This is a genomic window from Shewanella colwelliana ATCC 39565 (assembly GCF_000518705.1).
Classification (GTDB): domain Bacteria; phylum Pseudomonadota; class Gammaproteobacteria; order Enterobacterales; family Shewanellaceae; genus Shewanella; species Shewanella colwelliana.
Map to the genome: position 1 here is coordinate 16,936 of NZ_JAEC01000039.1, position 21,206 is coordinate 38,141.

Sequence of the window (21,206 nt, forward strand, 5' to 3'; positions counted from 1 at the left end):
GCGAGCCAACGACGGATAATGGCCAAGGCCTTGCTGGGTAAGTAACAGTTGATTGCGATTACATGACATAAGTGAACCCCAGATAGAACTCGCGACCAAAATACTGCAAGGTGCCCGTCTTTTGCTCGGTACCGAAATAGCTCTTGGTGGGCTCATCGGTCAGGTTGTTCACTTGGAACAGCACGCCAAAGCTATCCGTCATCTGATAGGAGGCTTGATAATCGACAACGGTTTCGGCGGCAAAATTGACCACTTGCTCATTAATCGCGACCTGCTCAGAGACAAACTCATCGCGATAACGGGCACTAACACGGGTCTCAAATCCTTCATAGGAGTAAAACAGTGTCGCACTTAGGACGTTATTAGACAGACCGGGTAAATCTTGGGTCACGCTGTCGCCACCTAGGCTGGTGATCGACTGCACCTCACTTTCGGTATAGGAGTAACTGGCATTAAAACCTAGGCCAGACCATGCCTCAGGCAGTGAAGCAAACACTTGGGTATAAGCCAGCTCTAACCCGCGAATATAACCTCCTTCGGAGTTATTAACTGCAGTGGTATAAGTGCCATTAGTGGTTTCAATCTGCTCACCACTGACCGGATCAACAATATAATCAGGCACGTTAAAGCCATTACCTTTAAAGTCGAAATCATCTATCGCAACGGTGTCGATAAAGGAGTCGATATTCTTGTAGAACAGCGCTGCAACAAAAGCTCCCTCGTCAAAATAACGCTCATATGAGAGATCAAACTGATCGGCATAGAAGGGCATCAAGAATGGGTTGTTGGTACTCGATCCGTTGATAATGCCATCATCACTCACACTGGCACTGGCATCGCCGGCAAGACGGTTAATAGGCGGGCGCGACATCACTTTGGCCGCCGCAAAACGAATTTGCGAATCGTCGGTGATCTTAAAGTTTAAGTTTAGTGATGGCAGGTAATCGGTGTAAGTGATCCCCTTAATCGTTGGCGCATAGTAGTTATTGATGATGCCCACTTCATCGATAATATTTTGTGCACCAAGCGCGGGATCACCCGCCACATTTTCAAGCAAGGTAGCAGATTGATCGGTATTGACGATGCGCACACCAAAGTTACCCGTTACGGGTATATCACCGATCTCAGTGTCGATATTGAGCATCACATAACCTGCTAGTACCTTCTCGAACACCTCACCACTTTGCAGCACCGACCAAGAGTAGTTGCTGGTGTAACCTTGAGGGTCTAACACGCCAGCGGCATTCCCCCAAGTTTGCACTGGCTGCGGCACACCATCAGGGAACCAAGCGCTCAGTGCGGCGTCGAGATCGATAGCCAAATAGGAGGGGAAATAGCTAAAATCACCTTCCCAATCGACAACATTGACCATATCGTTAGTCAGTTTAAGTGGCGGCTCACTTTTAGAAAACGCGCCATCATTGCCATACTCAAATACCGAGCGGTTGTTAGAGTAGTTGCGATCAGAATAACGTGCACCCACCTCAACAGAGGCAATGTAATCGTTGTCTAAAAGATAGGTAAAGTCTAAACGGTAAGCTTTAACTTCATCCTCATTTACAAAAGGATAAATACCATATTTACTCACCATAACCCGATCGATATCGGAAAAGGCTCCAGCTTGATTAAAGCCAACATCAGGCAGATTTAAACCATTTAACTGGTAACTGATAGAGACATTCTCATCAAACACTGGGCTGTCTGCATTGGCATCAACGGCGACATTTGACCACAACAGGCCGTTACGAAAATCGCTTTTTGCCGACGAATAGGAGACATCCGCAGAGACACTAAGGTCATCGGTGAGCTGCCAATCGGCATTCACACCAAAGCTGTTGACCTCATCAAAATCTTGGTTGTCATCGTTGACAATTTCAACCCGAGTGTAGCTCTTTGAATTGCGATTAAACGTACCACCAATTACCGCATTACCATCAAGCACAGGGTTGGCCACACTGGCCGAGGGTCCGCCTAATTTGACTCGGTAGCCTCTAGCAAACGCCTCACTGTCAAAGCGCGACACAAAGGCGTCAGCCTTTAAGGTAAAATTATCGACTGGCGTCCATTCAATCGCCCCCATGTAACCATTCCGCGTCTCTACGCCGCCGAGGTGTTGGACCTCAAATCCTTCGCTGATGTACTCATTGGCAGGGTTATCTATGGGGCCATTGGTATCACCTGCCACACCATCGACATCTTTGTTATCGTTGTAAGCAAGACCAATGAACTGAGTTGCTACGCTCGGCTGTTCAAGCCGAGCAAAACCTAGGGCAACCCCCAAGGTTTCATCTAAAAACTTGCCCTGATAGGAGAAGCTCAAGCGGTGGCCATACTCTTTTGCACCATACACTTCACTGGCGCGGTCGTTATACATGCCCCGCGCGTTAACCATAAAATTATGAGTATCGGATGCACTCAGAGGGCTGGCGGTTTCCAGCTCAACAGTCCCTGCAACGCCCCCCTCAATCAGCGAGGCCTTAGGGGATTTATAAACGGCGGCGGAGCTGATTAACTCTGAAGGATATTGATCAAACTCGATACTGCGTGTGCCACTGGTCGATACCTGTTCGCGACCATTTAAGGTGGAAAATACAAAGCCACCCGACATACCACGAATATTGATTTCCGCTGCTTGTCCGCCGGTACGCACGGCCGATATGCCGGGGAGACGGGTCAATGCATCGGCCATAGAGACATCAGGCAAAGCCCCTAAGTCATCGGCAGAGAGCTGTTCAGAGACTGTATCACTAAAACGCTTGGCATTAAGCGAGTCAATGAGGCTGCGACTGTATCCAGTCACCTCTATACGCTCAATATTTGATAGATCTAACTCGGTTTCCTCTACTGGTGCCTGCGTCGGTACCAGCACCTCTGCCGGTGTTTTATCTTCCACATTTTCGGCGGCACCAACAGTCACTGGCGCAAACATAACGCTCACCCCAGCAGCCGCCAACGCCAAGCTTAAAATACTTGGTTTACATTTGAGCATCGATAATCCCCTCACCTTTTTGGACTTTTTGTCACCCAACGCTCAGTTATACGACTCAGATTAATGCAAACATTGGGTATTTTTTATCCCGCTATACTAGGCATGGCAACATTCTAGCAACAACACACTGCATACGTATTCATAACAAATTGGCAACAGGCCGAGGTCGGGATAGCTATTTAATCAACTGAAAAATATACAGAATTCAGAATGACTGAGGAGATGAGATATAGTGAATGGCTAGTCGGCCATTCACCATGATTATCGTAAAGCGCGTTAATTAATCGGTTGTAGGGTGAGCTTGGCTTCTATTTGGCTTGGCAACAAAGGCGTTGAGGCTGCCGCGGCATACTCGTTAAATCCGGCGCGATAATATTTAGACAAGGGATGACCTGATTGTCCGCCAGGGATGGTGAGCACAGCTTGAGACTCTAACCCAGGCTGAACGATAAAACGCTGCGAGGCACCAAAACTTGAGCGCTGCACGGCTGGCATGAACGTATCACCAAACCCGGTCACCAGAGGCATATCGAGCCAACGGCTCAAAAGCGGTATTTGCTTACTAAAGGGATGCTGAATATGTAACGTATTCACCTTACCCCATGCTAAATCTTCGTACTCACCACCTTCGCTATACTTAGCCATAAGATGCTCTGTGGAGCGAACGTAGGCATCAATGGTAAAGGCTTGCCAGTTATCGAAACCGTCAGGTAACCAAGTGGTTGGTTGCTCAGCCAGTAACTGCCACATCGCGGGTTCAAGGTAGCGTTTAAGCACAGACAAACTCATCGTATGCTTATTGAGACTCGCTTCAATTGGCGCAAAGCTGGCATCGATTAAACGACTACGAAAGTGTTTTACCAGCGTAAAACCGACAGAGTCTGCACAGGCACATTGACCCCAATCTCTCAGGTACTGAATATCTTTTGCAAATCGCTTAGGTTGCGTCATCAATGCCTTGGCCAAGTACTCATGCCATGGCGCATAAAACTTCGCCTCATTATCGAGCTGAATCCGATAAAAATCCGCTTCATCAAAGCTGTCTTGTGCAAGCAATCTATCGCGGATCTGCATCCCTCTTGCGCCCAGCGCATAGCCACCATCACCGAATCGCTCTGCCTCTTGTACTGACATCACTCGTGCATTAGCCGTCCAAATTCGTTGGCTACTGGGGTTTTTAACTTGCGGTAACTCAAGTTCATCTTGCAACCAGTTATTCCACTGAACTTCATCATGTTGCTGAGCAATATCGGCACTGTTAGTTCGGGCTGGTACGGCGCCAGCAGGCTGCCAAGCCGCATTACCCTTATCATCAACAATCAGCAAATTTTGTACTGGTATACCAAAGTGTTTCGCTATCGCTAAGCCCTCATCGACACTGTCGACCGTCTCTAGCCCCATCAGCTCCATGTCAACCGCATAATCTCTATGAGCTACCCAACTTAGCGCATATTGATGCCCAGCTAACTGCTTAACTGGACCAAAGCGCGACATAGGAAACTGATACGCCACCTCAGATGCCGGTAGCTTTATCACTTCCTTTTCAGTGGTTAACATTTCACTGTTGTCGATAGCTATCCAATCTGCGGTGTCGATATAAGCGTTGGTAAATCCCCAAGCCACTTTGCCATTTGTGCCGACCACAATCGCGGGAGCCCCCGGCAGCGACACACCTGTCACCTGTACCTTATCGCCAGTGGCATCGGGGTAATTGAGCTGGGCACGATACCAAATAATCGGTACGGCAAAAGAGAGGTGCATATCGTCGGACAACATAGCTCGGCCCGACTCAGTCAGCGCCCCAGTTACTGCCCAGTTGTTACTGCCCACTTCGGCTAACTCTTCTATAGGTAGTTCTCGTCGATGCGCCATCAAGTGCTCGTCAAGCATAGGGATCGCCGTACCTTGATTAGCAATGATACTGCCATCGAGCGGTGCCTGATAATTGGATGCTTGGGTGATAAACTGCCGCATCGGCGTACCGAAAAGATGATCAATCAAGGTTAAGGTCATATCACGTTTAATGGTGTTACCCTGCAGATCTAAGTACATGCTATAGATGACCAGCAGACTATCACTACTCACCCAGGGTTTTGGCGACGAGCGAGTGAGTAGGTATTCAAAAGAGTTAAGCGACTGTTCGGCCAACGCTTGATTGACACCATCGGCATAACGCTCGAGTAGCTGCTTCTGCGCTGCGGGTAATTGAGCAACGATCTGTTCGGCGCGTTTTCTCAGCTGATGAAAACGACGGCTTTTATCTAAATTTAGCGCCGCAGGTCCAAATATCTCAGCTAACTCACCCGCCGAATTGCGCCGCAGCAGATCCATCTGAAAGAAGCGGTCTTGCCCATGGGCAAACCCTAGCGCAAAGGCGACATCTTGACGGTTTTTGCCACTGATCACAGCAGTGCCTAAGCGATCCCGTTCGATTGTGACAGGCCCACTCACCTTAATGGTTTTCACTTCGCCAGTGAGTTTAGGTAAACTAAGATGTAAGCCAATGTAGACCGCCACTATCAAAATAAAGATTAGAGATAGCAGAGATATAACGCTCATTTTTATAATTTTATTCATGGTGTAGGGCAATGATAGGTAAACGACTTTGCTCACTATAACCAAGTTGCTTAAATGTTAACAGTCATTAAGCTCTGTTGAGTATTAGTGGCTTTTTCTGACAGATGACACACTAATTCGGCAAGGGAAGTCGATGCTGCTTAAGTATTCTCTATTCTAGTAACATCACCTCAAAGGAGCATGAGTCAGCCATGGCAAAACCCAATAAAAAAGGCCCTACTCGCACTGTTGATATTTTTTGCAGCCAATGCAAAACTCAACTGTTTAAATATCGAAAAGGCGGCAAAGGCGCACTAATTAAGTGCTTTAAGGAACGTATAGTCGACGATTTCACCCAAAATGCCGGTGTCTGTCCTAGCTGCCAGCAACATTTTGCCCGAGAAACCTTAATCAGAGGTGCGCCAGCATTAAAGTTTGTCGGCAGCAAAGTCTTCATGAAATGAGTCGCTAAAAAGGAGCCCAGGCAATAGAGCAATGCCATCATTCACTCACGATTTTGCTTTGATAAACTTCGCCGAAATTGACATTTCCAACCATAATGACTGCAGCATGTCCTAAACAAAAATATCGGTGACCTTTGAATAGTGGAAAAGATCTGCTTATCAAGCTAATACTTGCGTTGCTCACAACCATGCAGCTGAGCAGCAGTGTCTACGGCTGTGAGATCACCATGGGATATCGCACAAGTGAACGCCAACCCTATATACAAGCCGCACCCAATAATGAAGGTTTGTATCAAGCATTATATAGCGCTGCAGCGCAGCGTATTGGCTGTAAACTCAGTATCGTTCGCCAGCCCAAACACCGCATACTCAGACAGATTATGCTAGGCACAGTAGATTTCTACCCAGGCCTAGGTTTCAACACTGAACGGGATACCTTTGCGCAGTTTATTCCTAATGGATTGACTGAGCGATACACTGGCATTAGTCATCGTTTTCAACCGCAAATTAGCTCATTAGACGAGCTAGTTGGTAGTGAGGCGATATTACTCATTTCACCTGGTGGCTATGAAGTCACCGGCATTCCCGATGGGGTCCTATTGCGCAAGCCAGCGGATATGGATGTAGAGCAAGCCCTCGATTTACTGAGCGCACGTAAAGGAGATTTTTTTACCTATGACGAAGCCACTTTACGCTACATTTTAGATCATGGTCGGCATAGTGATTTAACGCTGCACCCACAATGCTGTGAAGCTGAACATGATATGTACATGGGGTTTTCCCGTAAGAGTCAGCACTTTGCACAGCAAGCAAACCTCAATTACGATGCGAAACGCCCTGTATCGCCCATGAACATTCAGTTTGCGCCCCATAAAGATTCCATCGCCTATGCGATGTCTATGGCGTTAACGGCAATGAAATTAAGCGGTGAAACCGAACAGCTCAGGGCGAAATATTTCGACAACTAAACACCAAAAATGACCGCATCACTTGTTCGTTAAGCATCGTTACCATGACCATCAGAGCGCCACTAAATGGGGACAAAAAGTGTTACAGGTGTACGCTCACAGTATGAGTGTAAAAATTAAACTTAATGCTTTCTATCAATCTTGATTCCGACTAAACTTAATCATGAGCATACCTCGATGCCGCTTAGTTATCAGTAAAAATGTCACAGCTCAACGACCGTCAGGGAGATGGATTATCGTATGGAAACATTAATGAAAGTTTGGAATTCAACCCCAGAGCTGGCTAAACCTCTTTTGGCCTTAGCCATGATCTTTTTGCTTGGCCTTATCGCTTTTTTCATTGGCAAAGGTGTGGGTGTATTAATTTACATGTAAGTGCCATCGTCACCCAAGAAAATGCCGCATAACAGTCTTAGTCAGACAATGACGCGGCATTGACACTAAACCGCTAGTGATTACTCTTTATGTTCCATAAAATCGTCACTGAAATCGGTTGGCCAATATTTATAACCTTGTACCGTTGCCTGCGCAGCAGCGCCCATCAAGTTGACTTGGTAAGTTTTAACGCCATCAAGATCGGCTGATTGGTTGGCTGATGCTTGATCGCCGCTCTCTTCATATTTAGCACTGGCTTCCGCTTGCGCTTGGCCCTCATAACCAGACTCTTTAAAACGTTTTACTGCATCGGCTTTCATAAATGCTTGCACAAATGCTACCTGTTTCCAGCCAATGCCGGCACCGACGCCACCTGTAGCAAATCGGTAATAGGAGGTTGCCCCCTTTTCGCTGAGCACGCAAACCCCGCCACCAGTCGATAAGGCAAATAGGTAACTGTTGCTACCCGTGCACACGACATGCGCCACAGCCTCCGCTACCGCAGTCTTTGCAGCAGGGTGTTCTTTATAGATTTCTTGTAGCGCCTCTTGCGTCTCTTTACGCGCATTGGCTTTTTTCGATTCTGGTGTGTCACCCGTAGCGCAGCCCAATAAAACCATTGGAACCAGGGCACACGTAACCGCCAATCTGTTTATCTTTAACATGCAATGTCCTCACTATGTATTGCCTATATAAAGGCTGATCATCTGATAAATTTTGAATTACTGAGCTAGAGATAAATATAGCTAACAATAGTTAATGCACAAAATTGAGCTAGCTGAGTCTTTAAATTTTGATATGAATATCGAAAGTAACTGAGAGGCAGAGTTAATTTTATGATCAAAAGTAGACAATTTGTCTCAGTCTCTTTACTACTTTACCGATCTCTGTAGCAAGTCTGAACATTGACTCTCAACAAGCATTGCAGCCCAAAATGAACTGCGCTTTTATAGCCCGTATCAAAACCATTTCATCATTAAAATAGGGAAATCAAATGCACTGCAAAGTAATCTTCTTCGCGCTCACCCTCATCGCTTTATCAGGCACCAGTCACGCAGCGCCAATAGAATTTCGCGCTGCTGGCAGCTTAAAGACAGCGATGACAGAGGTGATCGAGGCGTACCAAACACAAGGTCATGCTCAAGTCGCTCCCCAGTTTGCGCCATCTGGCTTACTGAGGAAGCGTATCGAACAAGGTGAAAATGTTGACCTATTTGCCTCGGCAAATATGAAACACCCAAGAGCCTTAAATAAAGAGGGAAAAAGTGGATCAGTAGTGATGTTTGCCCGCAATAAACTCTGTGCATTAACGCAACCCACTATCAACGTAACCTCTGAGAGTCTATTGGCTCACATGTTAAACAATAAAATTCGTTTAGGTACATCAACCCCAAAAGCCGATCCCGCTGGTGACTATGCATTTAAGGTTTTTGATCGCGCAGAGGCCGTATCAGCAGGCGCACAAATGACACTCAGTAATAAAGCACTGCAACTAACTGGTGGGCCAAAAAGTGCGAAATCACCAGATGGACGCAACCCTTATGGCTGGGTGATGGAAAACAACCAAGCGGATATATTCTTAACATACTGTACTAATGCGGTACTTGCGCAAAAAGAGGTGAGTCAATTGAAGATAGTACAACTACCTGACAACCTTAGTGTCGGGGCAAATTACGGCTTGACCGTCATCGAAGGTGCACAAGTAGATTCAACAGAATTAGCCCTATTTATCTTATCACCCCAAGGGCAAACCATTTTAGCCAAATATGGTTTCGACGCACCGACACTGCCGTAATAGCAGCTTATGTTTAGCGCAACAGCGCGCCATAAGCCGCGCTGTTAATTTATCTAAAACCTCGAACATTCTTGGGCATCAACAATCATAGGTTAACGTTTTCAGGGCATAACTCCGACCACTAGTAGGTGCCACATATTCCAAATGACATTTAAAATTACCACTTTTAATATCAGCAACTTTATCTTTAAATTTCATCGGAATAATTCCACTCGCGTGACTATTTATATATGGCTCAACTAACCAGTCATCATCGCTCAATCCCATCACGGTTTTATAGTTTTTTTGCACCACAGGATCAAACTGTGTTGCCATAGGATAACCGTTATACACGTAAAGACGAGTACCGGAGATATCAACAAAATAATAACCGACCAACACATCCCAGTGTGGATCACCACCACATGAATAGGAACAGTCTCCCTTATCAGCAATCCCAACGACTTGGGTTTTGGAGTTCACCATTTGATTCACTGAAGCTATGGTACCGCCAACGGATTTAATCATTGCCGTTTGAGACTCACTTGACAGCGATAGCAACTTTGGTGCAACAATGACACTAATTATAGCCAGCACAAGAATCACCATCACTAGCTCAATAAGCGTAAAACCTTTCTGTTGCTTCATTTACCACCCCGCCGTTACAAGTGTTGCGAAACTTACGCAAACACTCAGGCGCTAGCAAGGTAAAACACCATTGAAACGACAAGTCACACCAACCAATTAACGCATTGTAAAACAATGATAAACAACAATCACAACCCAGACTTACTACAACAAGAGACACAACAAGAGACACACCGATATCTCAATAGCAAACAGGATAGGTAAACACAGATCTATGATCAACATCGTCTAATGGTTAACAATTAACAACCTAAAAACTAGGGTTTAAACAGATCAATTGTTGCCTGACTCATGGCATGTACCCCCGTACTAATTGCAAGGGGGTAATCAGGCGCAAACTGACTCGAATGCAACGAGGGCAAAGTATCACCACTTTTAAGACTTAATTCATATAGCTTGGGTGGTACTGCCCCCAACCAAAAAAGCGTTATCGGACGTTGATGCGCTGTCAATCCATATAAACCAAAATCTTCCCCCGCCATCACAGGGGCAGACTCAAGCACATTATCATTGCCAAGTACTTGTTCAATACTCGCCTGCACTCGCAGAGTTTGCTCAGGGTTATTATAGGTTGATGGAATCGATTGGGTTTCATCGACTACCACGACAGGCATTAATGCATTAGGCAACCCGGCACTCACCGCGATCCCTTTTGTTATCCGCTTTATGGCAGCGATTTGCTGTAAACGCACCTCGGGGTTATAGGAGCGCAGCGTCAACTGCAGTTTGACCTCATTGCCGATAATATTATGTTTTGAGCCTCCATGAATTGACCCCACTGTTATCACATTTGGCTCAAGGGGCGACACCTCTCGGCTTGAAATGGTTTGCAGTGCAAGCACGGTCCTTGATGCCAACACCACGGGGTCAATAGTGGTATGTGGGTAAGCGCCATGCCCGCCCTTGCCCTTTATAGTTATGTCCACTGAATCGACGTTCGCTAAGGCATAACCAGGAGCAATCGCCACTTTCCCAGCAGGTACAGATGCGCTGACATGCAGCCCTAAAATATGATCAGGTATCGGAAACTGAGTAAACAATCCCTGCTTTAACATGGCTTTCGCACCGCCGCCTACCTCTTCAGCGGGTTGGGCTACCATCATCAAAGTGCCTTGCCAGCTATCTTTATTGATCAGTAGTTGCTGAGCCGTACCGACTAATGTTGTCATGTGGACATCATGGCCGCACCCATGCATCACCCCTACGCTATTATTATTCGCGTCTAGCGTTTTGACTTTTGATGCATACACTTTGCCCGTTTGCTCGGCAATAGGCAGCCCATCGGTATCGGCACGCACCATGACTGTCGGCCCTGCGCCATTTTTGTAAATCGCCACCACTCCATACCCACCAAAATTACTGGTCACATCAAAGCCCAGCTTAGTGAATTCCATCGCGAGTCGTGCACTGGTAGCTTTCTCTTGATAGCTCAGTTCAGGGTATTGGTGCAGATGGAGATACAGCGATTCCAGTTCAGGCATCGCCACTTTAATAGAATCTTGCAATTTTGTGGCATGCACAGAGGATGTGACCAACAGCCCAGCCATCGCTAGTGTGAAGAGTTTTCTATCAATAGTCATAGTGTCGTCATCTGTTAAAAGTTTATTTTTTAACCTAACACAGAGTCAATGAAAACATAAATCGTCCCTGGATACGGGAAAAGCACAATATTGAATAACCCCAGTTACGTAAATAAAAAATGCAGCCAATTGGCTGCATTTTTTATACGGCATCAATTATAAACGATAGGTAAAGGTTAGCTTGGCATTCCTCTCCTCGCCTGGCATACCGCCAAGGAACACGGCCTTTGCATAGTAAGCTTCGTTGAAGAGATTGTTCACGTTAAGTTGAACCCGCCAATCATCAGTATCATAACCAATGGCAGTATCCACTACGGTATAGCTTGCTACATAGCCATCAGGAATACCGAATGAACTAGAGTTAGTGCTGCGTTCATCAACATATTTAGCACCCATGCTTATGCTTAGCGGACTCGACAGATTGAACCACTGAGCACCATAGGTCACCCATGCGCTCGCGGTAACATAGGGAACGCCTTTTTGACGAGTATCAAAGCTACCACTATTGGGATCTTTTTTGTCTCTGGCGTCTTGATAAACGCCGTTTAAGTTAATCGACCATTGATCGTTTAAATGGGCATTGAGATCCAGTTCGACACCTGAAGTCTCTTCGCTACCATCATAATAATACTGCGGTATACCAGGTGCAGAAACGCCAGCCTCATAATCTTTATTGTTGTACTGCAGGTTGGTGCGAGAACTTTTAAACAGCACCAAGGATGCTAACATCTGATCATCAAAGGCTTTAAATCGCATGCCAAGATCATTACTAATTGATTCAGAGTCGAGCCTATCTTGACCATCCCCTTTCACACTGCCTAAGATGCTATAAGCGGTTCGTCCCTTAGAGTGATTAACAAAGAATGAGAGATCATCGCTCGGCATATAAGTCAGACCAAGATTATAGGTAATACCGTCATCAGAGGTGTCAGCCTCTGGCGTAGGCTGCGCTCGGCTTGCACTATAGCGAGAGTCCACACCAAAGTGTTGATAGCTTTGTGAAATATCATTAAATGCAACACCGATGCGGCTAGTCAACCCATAACCAAAGTAACCCACATGCTGTATACCGACTCCCCATGCACTCACTTTCTTATCATAGTTACTGGTAAGTAGCGGGTCATAATCGCTAAATTGGCCTTGAGCCCAGTTAGGCTTTCTAATATCAAAAATGTACGGCAAACGCCCTTGATAGATCTGTTCACCCGCTTTGTTTTTAATCACCTTATCGGCATCATAAATAGAGTACTGCTTGAAACGAATGTTGCGATCTTCATAGTTGGCATTCACTAACAGTTCGTTATCTATATTTCCAATTTGAAAATCATAGCGCAAGTCCGCAAAGTATTGCCATGAGGTCTCATCGGCCGAAACTTGGCGATATTCCTGTCGACGCGCAGCGAAGGGATATAACACATCATCGACAACCAGTGGCGCACGCGGATCCGCATTAATGGTTCCACTTCGATTCCAGTACACATAGTTATAGGCGCCTGTTTGGCGCGCAAACCCTGACTGGTAATCGCGATACTGTAACTGTTGATTAAGAAACAGATTATCCGTTAAAAACAGATTGTGAGTTAATTTAAACCTTAGCTCTTCACCTTCATTGTCTTTCGCCATGGGCGAAATAATGCCCGCATGACCAAATGCATAAGGTGTTAATCCATCATTTGATGATAACGAATTTGCTAATTGCTGGCGTTGCTCGTCAGTAAGTTGAATCCCAACGCCGTTAGGGTCATTGGTCAAGTCTTCCCAGCTCACATCACCGGCAGTTTTCCCGCCAACCGAATCTGCGTTATAGATACGAATAGGATGACCAATCGAATCAACCGCAATGGCGTCCTTAATATACGCAACGCTTAACATGAGGTCTTGATCATCATCAAATTGATACTTAAGTGACCCATACACCTCATCACGGTCGGTACCTATTTCACGATAACCATCACTGCGAGCCGATTTAGCCACCAAACGATAAGCAAGGTTTTCGGTTAACCCCGCAGTGGTGTCCAACGCTAAGGAGTAGGTTTGCCACTGACCCACCTCAGCGGTAAACTCGTGATTGGCTTCAAACTGTGGTTTTTTCTCAATAAGATTAATCACCCCTCCAGCACTGCCCATGCCATACAAACCGGTAGCAGGCCCTTTTAATACTTCAACAGATTCGACATTGGTTAACGAGCGTGTTGGATTGAAGGTATTGCCAAGTCCAGCTCCACCATACATGCCATCATAGGTATAGTTGGCCCCCAGACCGCGGATAACAATATTGTCGCCAATACCATAGTTGTTACCTGCCTGCGTCACACCACTAATATTGCGAAGTAAGTCTTGCAAATTGCCAGCACCTTGAGTCGTGATCAGCTCTTCATCGACAATCACTACCGCAGCCGGCGTTTCCATTAATGACATATCTGATTTAGTGGCTAACCCTGAATTCATCACCACTTGATTTTGGCGACCATAAACCGTTATCCGTTCAACATTACTGGCTGTTTCTTGTTGCGCATACGATACGCTCGACAACCATGGTGCTGCGCAGGCAAGCGCAAGTACTGAAAAACCCATTTGCTTCATTTGTTATAATCTCCCCTCTCGATAATGCGCGAATGATAACTATTATCATTAATATCACAACAGGTGTTTCAGGCGATGATACAAACGTTGAGGGGTTTGCCTTTGTTTTACATACTTTTTTCACCACCGACTTTTACAATGTAAACACATGAAATAGTAGAATAAATGGCCAAAACAAAAAGCGACATAAAAAAAATGCAACCACTTGGCTGCATTTTTTCATAATTAAGTAGGGTCTAGAACTGGTAATGAATCCCCAGGTACACATTACCTAGGTCGCTCTCAACGCGCTCATCCACACCATTGGTATCAAGGTCGGTATAAAGCATCTCATAAGCTAAGCGGACATTAATATTATTGCTAAAAGCCATGTTTAAACCGGCTCCCCATAGCCAACCGACACCATCATAATCCACATCGGATTTCACCTTAGTCGATGCCGCTCCTGCTTTAATAAACATCGAGTAGGTATTACTAAAGTAGTGATGAAATTTAGCAGCAAAAGAGAGGTGATTTGCGGTCACATCGCCGACATCAACATAGTTGTCAGTCATCACGTAGGCCGTTTCAACAGCAAAGTTTTTGCTAAAATAGTAGCCGCCATACACACCGTAGCTTATCGCTGACTCATCAAACGCCCCAGCCTCTAGCTGGGAATAACCTCCCAATGCACCAAGGTAGTAGCCCTTGATATCTTTCACTACGATTGCCGAAGCCGAACTAGCAACTAAACTACAAACTAATGAGAGCACAACTAGCCATGATCGCTTCATTTATCCCCCGACCTATGTGTTAACAAGTATCTAACATCATAGACTAAAACTTTCGGGATATTAAGTCTTTAATCATGTCTTGGGGCAATTATTACCGCGCTCAACTTTATAGCGAGTAAAGGCGCAATTAAGGCGTTAGGCACAAGCAATAAAAATGCAGCCTAAGCTGCATTATTTGTATATCCAACCCTTAAAAACATCTTAGAACTGATAGTGAACGCCTAACGAGATATTGCTCAATTCACTGTCAATCTCTTCATTAAAATGGTTATGCTCCAAATCTGCATTGATCATCTCATAGCTAACACGGACATTCAGCTTATCTGTAACCGCAGCGTTAAGTCCTAAGCCCCACACCCAACCAATACCAGAGAAGTCGTTATTGACGCCATCTTCATCAGCAGCAACCGCTGTTGCCGTTAGGCCAACTTTAGCAAACATAGAAATACTATCATTGAAATAGTACGAAAATTTAGGCGCAGCAGTAAATGAAGCGGCGCGAATATCACCGTAGTCACCTAAGTCACCAGTGGTAAACAAGGTACCTTCTAAGCCAAAGTTTTCAGTGAAATTATAACCACCGTAAGCACCAACACTTACAGCTGACTCATCAAACTGATTAACAGTTAAATTAGCCGAGCCAATGTTACCACCCACATAGAAACCAGTTTTGTCGGTCTCAGCCATAGCCGTAGCACTGCTTAATAATGCCGTAATCGATAACGCGACTAGTGTAAGTCCCTTTTTCATTTTCTACTCCAATAACAAAATACGATTTAAAAACCACGGCATCCTAACCTATTAGCAGATAAAGGAAAAGCGACAAAGTTTGAGTTCGCTAGTTAACTTATCATTTTTAGGGTTAACGGTGGAAAACTAGTTATATGGCAGCTAAATGAACCAGCTGAAAAGTAGTCGAATAGTATAAAAAGAGGGCGTAAACAGTTTTAGCAGCCAAAGTCGTATCAGTCGCCCAAACCGACCATGGCTGCTCGATAGGTCAAAAGAGGCTAATCTTCAGGTGGTCGAGTTAAGCGTTTTTTACCCGATATCATTGCCGATACTAAACCAGGTTGATGCTTAACCTCAGCTAAAATCACCCCGGCTATATGTAAGGCAATAATGAGCATGAGCAGGTAAACACCGTAAACATGTACAGTACCGGCTAACGATTTCAACGGCTTTAACTGCGCTACTTTTTGCTTATCGACACCGGTTTCATCATAGGGTTTTAATGATCCGCCCGCTACACCCGGCTGAGCTAAATAATCACTCACCACACCGCCTAAAGGAGGATAGTAGATATCTGTTCCAGCGCGAACTAACCCCGTAAGCATGATAATAACCAGCAACAACATCATCGCAAACACGGCAATATTACCCAGAGGATTATGGTGTAAATACTGTGGTGATGCCCCCTGTTTGAGCTGAGCCTTATATCGGCGAACCGCAGCAAAATTGGGTAACATCTTAGATAGGCGCGCACCGCTTGACCCCATCACTCCCCATAACAACCTGATGCTCAAATTTATGGCAAACAGATAACCAACCCACACATGAAGCGTTTTAAGTTTAATCTTAGCCTCTAGGCCAGTTATGCCTAAGTCACCTCTAAATAGCATTAAAAAACCAATGAATATCAGCGTAGAAACACAAAACACATTGAACCAATGAAACACGCGAGTCGGCCTATCCCATACTCGATAGACCTTAGCTTGCTCAGTTATACCTTGACCGTCTTGATCCATATTCTCCCCCCACAACATTGGACAATCTCATCAGTGAACAATATACGCCTTTAAAAGAAAATTTTATGTGAAATTTGCTTCATAGAAGAGAAAGCCAAAGGCGAGCAACCGCTCACCTTTAACTGGAAGATGGCCAATATAAGGTCGTACTCCCGTTAACCAAGACGTCGCCTAAGCCCTGCTAGGCCAGAGAGGAAAAACAGACCTAAAGTTGAAAGCGAGCCACCAACAATCACCTCAGTTGTCACCTCTTCATAGGGGTCACGATCGGCACTCTCAAGCGGCAAAGCATATAGATCATCCACATCATCACTACTGATAGTCGCCACAATATCACTGTAACCCACCTCATAGAGATCGATCAGCACATCATAATGATCCGTTGGGTATCCGCTATGCAAGGTTGTCAGCACCTCAAAGTCATCATCACTGGCATCGTCAACAATAGTGAAGGTATCTGTGGTATGAAACAGCTCCCAAGGACCGCCATTTCGACTCAAATAAAGATCAGCATAAACATCGACAGCTTGGTTAAAATAACTGGTGTGCAGATCTGCATCAAAGGTCACACTAAAAGTGCGATAAAAGCCATCATAGTCAACATCTTCAAACAGCCGACTGCTGGCTTCATAAATGGCAAATTCATAGTAAACGCCCGCAGCTAAACGCTCGGCAGAGGAGCGCAACGCTGTGGACTTGTCACTTTTTTGCTGGCGCTGGGCAACAACCTGATCACGTGTCAGTCTCTCAATTGGCATCACTGCCATCTGCTTGATCTCCAACGCACCTTTTAACTGCTGCGCATTCATCTCTTGGGTACTGCGACTAAAATATTGTGGAGCGGCACCGCTTCGCTGCTCAATCGCTACCGATGATGCGCTAGCCATGGTACCAATAACCGCTTCATCGGCACTTGCACTCAATGACGCGCCCAATGCTATCAACAGTGGCAGCTTAGTCAGCACACCGTTTAGATACTTAACCTTAGGTTGTTTTGCTTTAATGATTGATTTCATCATCACTCTCCATCTCAAGCTGTTATGTAACCGTTGCAGCCATTAAAGCCCAATTAAAATGAACACAAGCTGAACGCTAAAAACACACAGATTCAATAGGATGGAGACCACAGCACATTCAGCTAATGTTCATCTTGGTCGATGGATACTTTCAATGTAATGGGCGTAATGAGACAACAAAACACCCCTTGCTTGCTAGATATGTTTCTTATTTTTATAGGATCTTTTACACTGAGCAGATGATTAGAATACAGGTGCTTTTGATGAAAACAGGTATGATTTTGATAACAACAGCGTGTTTACTGCTACCCATTACGGGTAAAGCAGCACAGCTTGAGTTATCGACATTTGCCAGCAGTAGTATGTTGATGGCAGCTCAAAAGAGCAGCCAGCAAAATCTACGCGTCAAAAGTCGTCAACAAGCGACCCAAATGGTTAAAAGCCAATATGGTGGCAAAGTTCTCAGTGTGCAATCAAGCAAGGTCAACGGCAACCCCGGCTACCGAGCCAAGCTACTCAGCGCCGACGGAGTAGTGTTTTATGTCTCTATTGATGCCGTAACAGGACAGATGAGCAGGCGATAAGCCCAGCTTAAACGCAAAGGAGAGAGGCATGCGACTGCTATTAGTTGAAGATGATTTGGCACTGCAAAGCAATTTAAAGCAGCATTTAGTGGACGCCAACTACACCATAGATGTTGCCAGCGATGGCGAAGAAGGGCTGTTTCAGGGGCAAGAATATCCCTATGATGCCGCCATTATCGATGTCGGACTACCAAAGCTCGACGGCATAGCATTAATCACCACACTGCGCGAACAAGCGATTGACTACCCTATCTTAATCCTCACCGCCCGTGATAGCTGGCAAGATAAAGTCGAAGGCTTAGATGCGGGGGCAGACGACTACCTGACTAAACCTTTTCACCCTGAAGAGTTAGTCGCTCGTCTCAAAGCACTTATCAGGCGGTCGGCCGGCAAGTCTAGCCCGCTTATCCAAAATGGCCCGGTTAGCCTTAATACCAGTAGCCATGAAATTAAAGTCGCTGAGAAACAGATCAACTTAAGTGGCTCAGAATACAAACTATTTGAATACTTCATGCTGCATATCGGTGAGGTCAAATCAAAAAGCGTGTTGATTGAGCATATCTACGATCAAGACTTTGACTTGGACTCCAATGTTATTGAGGTCTTTATTCGTCGCCTACGTAAAAAGCTCGATCCCGAAGGGCAATACGGACTTATCGAAACTCTGCGCGGCCAAGGGTATCGACTCAACTCATTGTCTGCGAAATAGGTAAGCTAATGCGCACGCCCAATACCTCAGGCAAACGACTTAATTCACTGCGTACTCGCTTAATTTTAAGCGCAGTGCTGCTAACAGTCATCGTGTTGCCCACCATTGGGGTCGCCCTCAACAATGCCTTTAAACAACAAGTACTGAGCAATGTTGAAGAGCAACTTACCGCCTACCTCTATTCAGTGCTGGCGGTCACAGAGGTGGAGAATAAGCAACTCTTGATGCCAGAAAGCCTACTGGAAAATCAGTTTAACGTGATTAATTCAGGCCTATATGCACTGATAACCAGCACAGATGCCAATGCAACCTCACCGCAATCAGCCAGTGCAGTGCAATGGGCGTCAAACTCCTTTTTAGGTCTAAATGCCCCAGAAAAGCTACCAACACCTGACGTAGGCCAAAGTGAGTATGGGCAGATCACTATCGACAGCCGCCCCCATCTTATCTATAGCTTTAGCGTACGTTTCGCCACGCCGGGCACCCAACATGATACCTCGCCACTGACGTTACATATCATCAAAGATTTCACCAGCGTGTCCAAGCAGCTAAGCGCCTTTAGCCAACACCTGTGGACTTGGCTATTACTGCTTATGTTAGTGCTTATTGCCATTCAATTTGCTTGGCTAGCCTGGACACTTAAGCCGCTTGCTCGCTTTAAACAGGAGCTAAAATCGGTTCAGCAGGGCGAGTCACAGCAATTAACTGGGCAATACCCTAATGAGTTACAGGCAGTGGCAAGACAGCTCAATACGCTACTGACGACAGAACAGCGTCAGCGCAGCCGCTATCGCAACGCATTATCGGATCTAGCACATAGCTTAAAGACGCCTTTGGCAGTAATACAAAGCCAAAAAGATCTTAGCCCTACCTCAATTGAACAAGTCATTCAGATTAACCGCACCATAGGTCATCAACTTAAACGCGCTCAAACGGCGGCTGGTACGGCATGGCATCTGGGGATTAAGGTCGTCCTTGTCTCTGATAAGCTTTTGCGCACCTTAACCAAAATACACCCAGGCATTAAGCTAGATTATGCGCACCAACCCAGTGAAGCGTGCGTCTTTTTCGGTGACCAAACCGACCTAACGGAGATCTTAGGCAACCTGCTCGATAACGCCTGCAAAGCCGCGCAATCACAAGTCAGTCTCTGTATCATTGCGCAACAGCAGCAACTGCTTATCTTAGTGGAAGATGATGGCCAAGGTGTTAGCCCCGAACAGCGCCTGCGGATTTTAGAGCGAGGTACTCGCGCCGACACCTATGCGCAAGGCCACGGTATCGGGCTTGCGATAGTGCGCGATCTTGTCGACAGCTACCAAGGTGAACTGACCATAGATCAATCCCCCATCTTAGGTGGCGCGCGTTTCCAAGTGAGCTTTACTCAACCCTCCTAACCGCTTATTAGTCTTAACGAAGGAGACTAATAGGTGATGATCCCCAGCCAACTCAACACAGCGACAACCACAGCCACCACGCCGACAATCACAGCCACCACGCCGACAATCATGCGTACATAGTGGACAAAACACACCCCCGGATGAATCACATTTATAGCCGGATCAGATGGCTTATAGTGAATCACCAATGTGCGCTGAGAGCTGACGGAATCAAGCAAGGCTTGCGCTTTATCTTTACTGGTGTAGCTGGCACTAAAATCAAACTGAGTGCCTGTAAACTCTTGGCCTTTAACCCTATTTTTGGCGCATAAGATTTTGTACCACGATTGGTTCTCCAAGTCAGAGAGCAGTTTTTCACCCGCGCCTCAACCCTTGGCCACTGTGCGCTTTGTAGCCCATCTTTTAAGGTCACCAAGCCAGTAATGGCAACAAACACACCAATTATTATCAGCATCAGCCAAGCAAGCGAATCTAACCAAAGGTACTCTGTAAATACCGCCGCTGGTGCAACAACCATCAGCACCAACAAAAAATAGGTGGAGTAGATACTGCGCCCCGTCGCGATCAACATAAATGATTTGAACAAAATACCTGCCTCCTCTCCACGGTATTGCCTTTAATAATAAGACTCATGGTACTCACCTTTAGAGGGTAAACATACATCAGGGCCGTAACAAAATGAAAAAGACGTTGCCACCTAGACCCATAGCCCGCTTAGAATGAAGGTGTTAGCATTTTTTGTGGTTTAACATTTGGCTGTATTGGTTTTTATTTCGCTGACGGTAGCGTTGACTTTCATTGTTTTGAATTGCTTGCAGCAGGCCCCACGTGCAAACACATTTGTGACACGCTACGAGCACTTCCATGTGAGCTCTACCTCGGCATCCATGCCTCAGAAGGTCACAACTGTGTTCGCACCGAGTTTTCTATCTCTTCGATTTGACCTTGCTGCTACGGTAATCACAAGTTAAATCGTTTCTGGACACTTCCGAGTTAAAGTCTTAACTCTAACCAGTCAGTTTCGGATAAAAATTTCTAT

At 45.7% G+C, this 21,206-nt stretch carries 19 protein-coding genes; 7 read left to right on the forward strand and 12 right to left on the reverse strand.

Translation table 11 applies throughout. From position 1 onward, the window contains the following. Positions 1 to 58: 58 nt before the first annotated feature. Both L876_RS0115035 and L876_RS0115040 read right to left on the reverse strand, forming a co-directional pair. Positions 59 to 2,989 (reverse strand): TonB-dependent receptor, encoded by a 2,931-nt coding sequence (locus L876_RS0115035; RefSeq protein ID WP_028764558.1) that lies wholly within the window; start codon positions 2,987 to 2,989, stop codon positions 59 to 61. A 276-nt stretch (positions 2,990 to 3,265) separates the two neighbouring features. Next, positions 3,266 to 5,566, reverse strand: coding sequence for a penicillin acylase family protein (locus tag L876_RS0115040; protein ID WP_028764559.1), 2,301 nt, complete (start codon positions 5,564 to 5,566; stop codon positions 3,266 to 3,268). A gap of 191 nt (positions 5,567 to 5,757) precedes the next feature. Between L876_RS0115040 and L876_RS0115045 the strand changes: the two genes are divergently transcribed. The 3 genes from L876_RS0115045 (at position 5,758) to L876_RS23205 (ending at position 7,352) form a co-directional block, all read left to right on the forward strand. Then, the gene (locus tag L876_RS0115045; RefSeq protein WP_028764560.1) at positions 5,758 to 6,009 is read left to right on the forward strand and encodes a hypothetical protein; all 252 of its coding nucleotides are present in this window, start codon (positions 5,758 to 5,760) and stop codon (positions 6,007 to 6,009) included. A gap of 134 nt (positions 6,010 to 6,143) precedes the next feature. Next, the gene (locus L876_RS0115050; RefSeq protein WP_051413152.1) at positions 6,144 to 6,977 is read left to right on the forward strand and encodes a type 2 periplasmic-binding domain-containing protein; all 834 of its coding nucleotides are present in this window, start codon (positions 6,144 to 6,146) and stop codon (positions 6,975 to 6,977) included. A gap of 252 nt (positions 6,978 to 7,229) precedes the next feature. Continuing rightward, complete coding sequence (locus L876_RS23205; protein ID WP_259650978.1) at positions 7,230 to 7,352, forward strand: hypothetical protein; 123 nt, start codon at positions 7,230 to 7,232, stop codon at positions 7,350 to 7,352. Positions 7,353 to 7,432: 80 nt separating this feature from the next. Here L876_RS23205 and L876_RS0115060 read toward each other — a convergent pair whose 3' ends face one another. Then, entirely contained in the window at positions 7,433 to 8,017 is a 585-nt protein-coding gene (locus L876_RS0115060; protein ID WP_028764562.1) for a lipid-binding SYLF domain-containing protein, read from the reverse strand. Positions 8,018 to 8,346: 329 nt separating this feature from the next. On the opposite strand from L876_RS0115060, the gene L876_RS0115065 reads away from it, so the two are divergent. Next, the gene (locus L876_RS0115065; protein WP_028764563.1) at positions 8,347 to 9,147 is read left to right on the forward strand and encodes a molybdate ABC transporter substrate-binding protein; all 801 of its coding nucleotides are present in this window, start codon (positions 8,347 to 8,349) and stop codon (positions 9,145 to 9,147) included. Positions 9,148 to 9,225: 78 nt separating this feature from the next. Here L876_RS0115065 and L876_RS0115070 read toward each other — a convergent pair whose 3' ends face one another. The 7 genes from L876_RS0115070 to L876_RS21875 all read right to left on the reverse strand — a co-directional run bounded on the left by L876_RS0115070 (position 9,226) and on the right by L876_RS21875 (position 17,474). After that, positions 9,226 to 9,774, reverse strand: coding sequence for a type II secretion system protein (locus tag L876_RS0115070; protein WP_028764564.1), 549 nt, complete (start codon positions 9,772 to 9,774; stop codon positions 9,226 to 9,228). A gap of 257 nt (positions 9,775 to 10,031) precedes the next feature. Next, positions 10,032 to 11,354, reverse strand: a complete 1,323-nt coding sequence (locus L876_RS0115075) for a M20 metallopeptidase family protein (RefSeq protein WP_028764565.1) — start codon at positions 11,352 to 11,354, stop codon at positions 10,032 to 10,034. Between the two features lie 156 nt (positions 11,355 to 11,510). Beyond that, complete coding sequence (locus L876_RS0115080; RefSeq protein ID WP_028764566.1) at positions 11,511 to 13,937, reverse strand: TonB-dependent receptor; 2,427 nt, start codon at positions 13,935 to 13,937, stop codon at positions 11,511 to 11,513. A 236-nt stretch (positions 13,938 to 14,173) separates the two neighbouring features. Then, positions 14,174 to 14,710, reverse strand: coding sequence for an outer membrane protein (locus L876_RS0115085; protein ID WP_028764567.1), 537 nt, complete (start codon positions 14,708 to 14,710; stop codon positions 14,174 to 14,176). Positions 14,711 to 14,911: 201 nt separating this feature from the next. Further along, positions 14,912 to 15,460: a porin family protein gene (locus tag L876_RS0115090; RefSeq protein ID WP_028764568.1), complete on the reverse strand. Its 549-nt coding sequence runs from the start codon at positions 15,458 to 15,460 to the stop codon at positions 14,912 to 14,914. A gap of 260 nt (positions 15,461 to 15,720) precedes the next feature. Beyond that, positions 15,721 to 16,458 (reverse strand): cytochrome b/b6 domain-containing protein, encoded by a 738-nt coding sequence (locus L876_RS0115095; protein ID WP_028764569.1) that lies wholly within the window; start codon positions 16,456 to 16,458, stop codon positions 15,721 to 15,723. 155 nt (positions 16,459 to 16,613) lie between these two features. After that, complete coding sequence (locus tag L876_RS21875; RefSeq protein WP_051413153.1) at positions 16,614 to 17,474, reverse strand: choice-of-anchor H family protein; 861 nt, start codon at positions 17,472 to 17,474, stop codon at positions 16,614 to 16,616. Between the two features lie 263 nt (positions 17,475 to 17,737). Here L876_RS21875 and L876_RS0115105 point away from each other — a divergent pair, with 263 nt between their 5' ends. The 3 genes from L876_RS0115105 to L876_RS0115115 are packed head-to-tail and all read left to right on the forward strand — an operon-like array spanning position 17,738 to position 20,164. Then, positions 17,738 to 18,058: a PepSY domain-containing protein gene (locus L876_RS0115105; protein WP_028764570.1), complete on the forward strand. Its 321-nt coding sequence runs from the start codon at positions 17,738 to 17,740 to the stop codon at positions 18,056 to 18,058. A 28-nt stretch (positions 18,059 to 18,086) separates the two neighbouring features. Further along, positions 18,087 to 18,767, forward strand: coding sequence for a response regulator transcription factor (locus L876_RS0115110; protein ID WP_028764571.1), 681 nt, complete (start codon positions 18,087 to 18,089; stop codon positions 18,765 to 18,767). Positions 18,768 to 18,775: 8 nt separating this feature from the next. Next, entirely contained in the window at positions 18,776 to 20,164 is a 1,389-nt protein-coding gene (locus L876_RS0115115) for an ATP-binding protein (protein WP_028764572.1), read from the forward strand. A gap of 26 nt (positions 20,165 to 20,190) precedes the next feature. On the opposite strand, the gene L876_RS22790 is transcribed toward L876_RS0115115, so the two are convergent. Together L876_RS22790 and L876_RS0115125 are read right to left on the reverse strand one after the other, a co-directional pair. Then, positions 20,191 to 20,352: a hypothetical protein gene (locus L876_RS22790; protein WP_162149005.1), complete on the reverse strand. Its 162-nt coding sequence runs from the start codon at positions 20,350 to 20,352 to the stop codon at positions 20,191 to 20,193. Next, the gene (locus L876_RS0115125) at positions 20,349 to 20,753 is read right to left on the reverse strand and encodes a hypothetical protein (protein ID WP_156029438.1); all 405 of its coding nucleotides are present in this window, start codon (positions 20,751 to 20,753) and stop codon (positions 20,349 to 20,351) included. Before L876_RS0115125 ends, L876_RS22790 begins: the two co-directional genes overlap by 4 nt. Between the last annotated feature and the right edge of the window lie 453 nt (positions 20,754 to 21,206).

Bases quoted from the DNA above. Each gene is read 5' to 3' on its own strand.
- L876_RS0115035 (WP_028764558.1), bottom strand. From the start codon at position 2,989: ATGCTCAAATGTAAACCAAGTATTTTAAGCTTGGCGTTGGCGGCTGCT.
- L876_RS0115040 (WP_028764559.1), bottom strand. From the start codon at position 5,566: ATGAATAAAATTATAAAAATGAGCGTTATATCTCTGCTATCTCTAATC.
- L876_RS0115045 (WP_028764560.1), top strand. From the start codon at position 5,758: ATGGCAAAACCCAATAAAAAAGGCCCTACTCGCACTGTTGATATTTTT.
- L876_RS23205 (WP_259650978.1), top strand. From the start codon at position 7,230: ATGAAAGTTTGGAATTCAACCCCAGAGCTGGCTAAACCTCTTTTGGCC.
- L876_RS0115060 (WP_028764562.1), bottom strand. From the start codon at position 8,017: ATGTTAAAGATAAACAGATTGGCGGTTACGTGTGCCCTGGTTCCAATG.
- L876_RS0115065 (WP_028764563.1), top strand. From the start codon at position 8,347: ATGCACTGCAAAGTAATCTTCTTCGCGCTCACCCTCATCGCTTTATCA.
- L876_RS0115070 (WP_028764564.1), bottom strand. From the start codon at position 9,774: ATGAAGCAACAGAAAGGTTTTACGCTTATTGAGCTAGTGATGGTGATT.
- L876_RS0115075 (WP_028764565.1), bottom strand. From the start codon at position 11,354: ATGACTATTGATAGAAAACTCTTCACACTAGCGATGGCTGGGCTGTTG.
- L876_RS0115080 (WP_028764566.1), bottom strand. From the start codon at position 13,937: ATGAAGCAAATGGGTTTTTCAGTACTTGCGCTTGCCTGCGCAGCACCA.
- L876_RS0115085 (WP_028764567.1), bottom strand. From the start codon at position 14,710: ATGAAGCGATCATGGCTAGTTGTGCTCTCATTAGTTTGTAGTTTAGTT.
- L876_RS0115090 (WP_028764568.1), bottom strand. From the start codon at position 15,460: ATGAAAAAGGGACTTACACTAGTCGCGTTATCGATTACGGCATTATTA.
- L876_RS0115095 (WP_028764569.1), bottom strand. From the start codon at position 16,458: ATGGATCAAGACGGTCAAGGTATAACTGAGCAAGCTAAGGTCTATCGA.
- L876_RS21875 (WP_051413153.1), bottom strand. From the start codon at position 17,474: ATGAAATCAATCATTAAAGCAAAACAACCTAAGGTTAAGTATCTAAAC.
- L876_RS0115105 (WP_028764570.1), top strand. From the start codon at position 17,738: ATGAAAACAGGTATGATTTTGATAACAACAGCGTGTTTACTGCTACCC.
- L876_RS0115110 (WP_028764571.1), top strand. From the start codon at position 18,087: ATGCGACTGCTATTAGTTGAAGATGATTTGGCACTGCAAAGCAATTTA.
- L876_RS0115115 (WP_028764572.1), top strand. From the start codon at position 18,776: ATGCGCACGCCCAATACCTCAGGCAAACGACTTAATTCACTGCGTACT.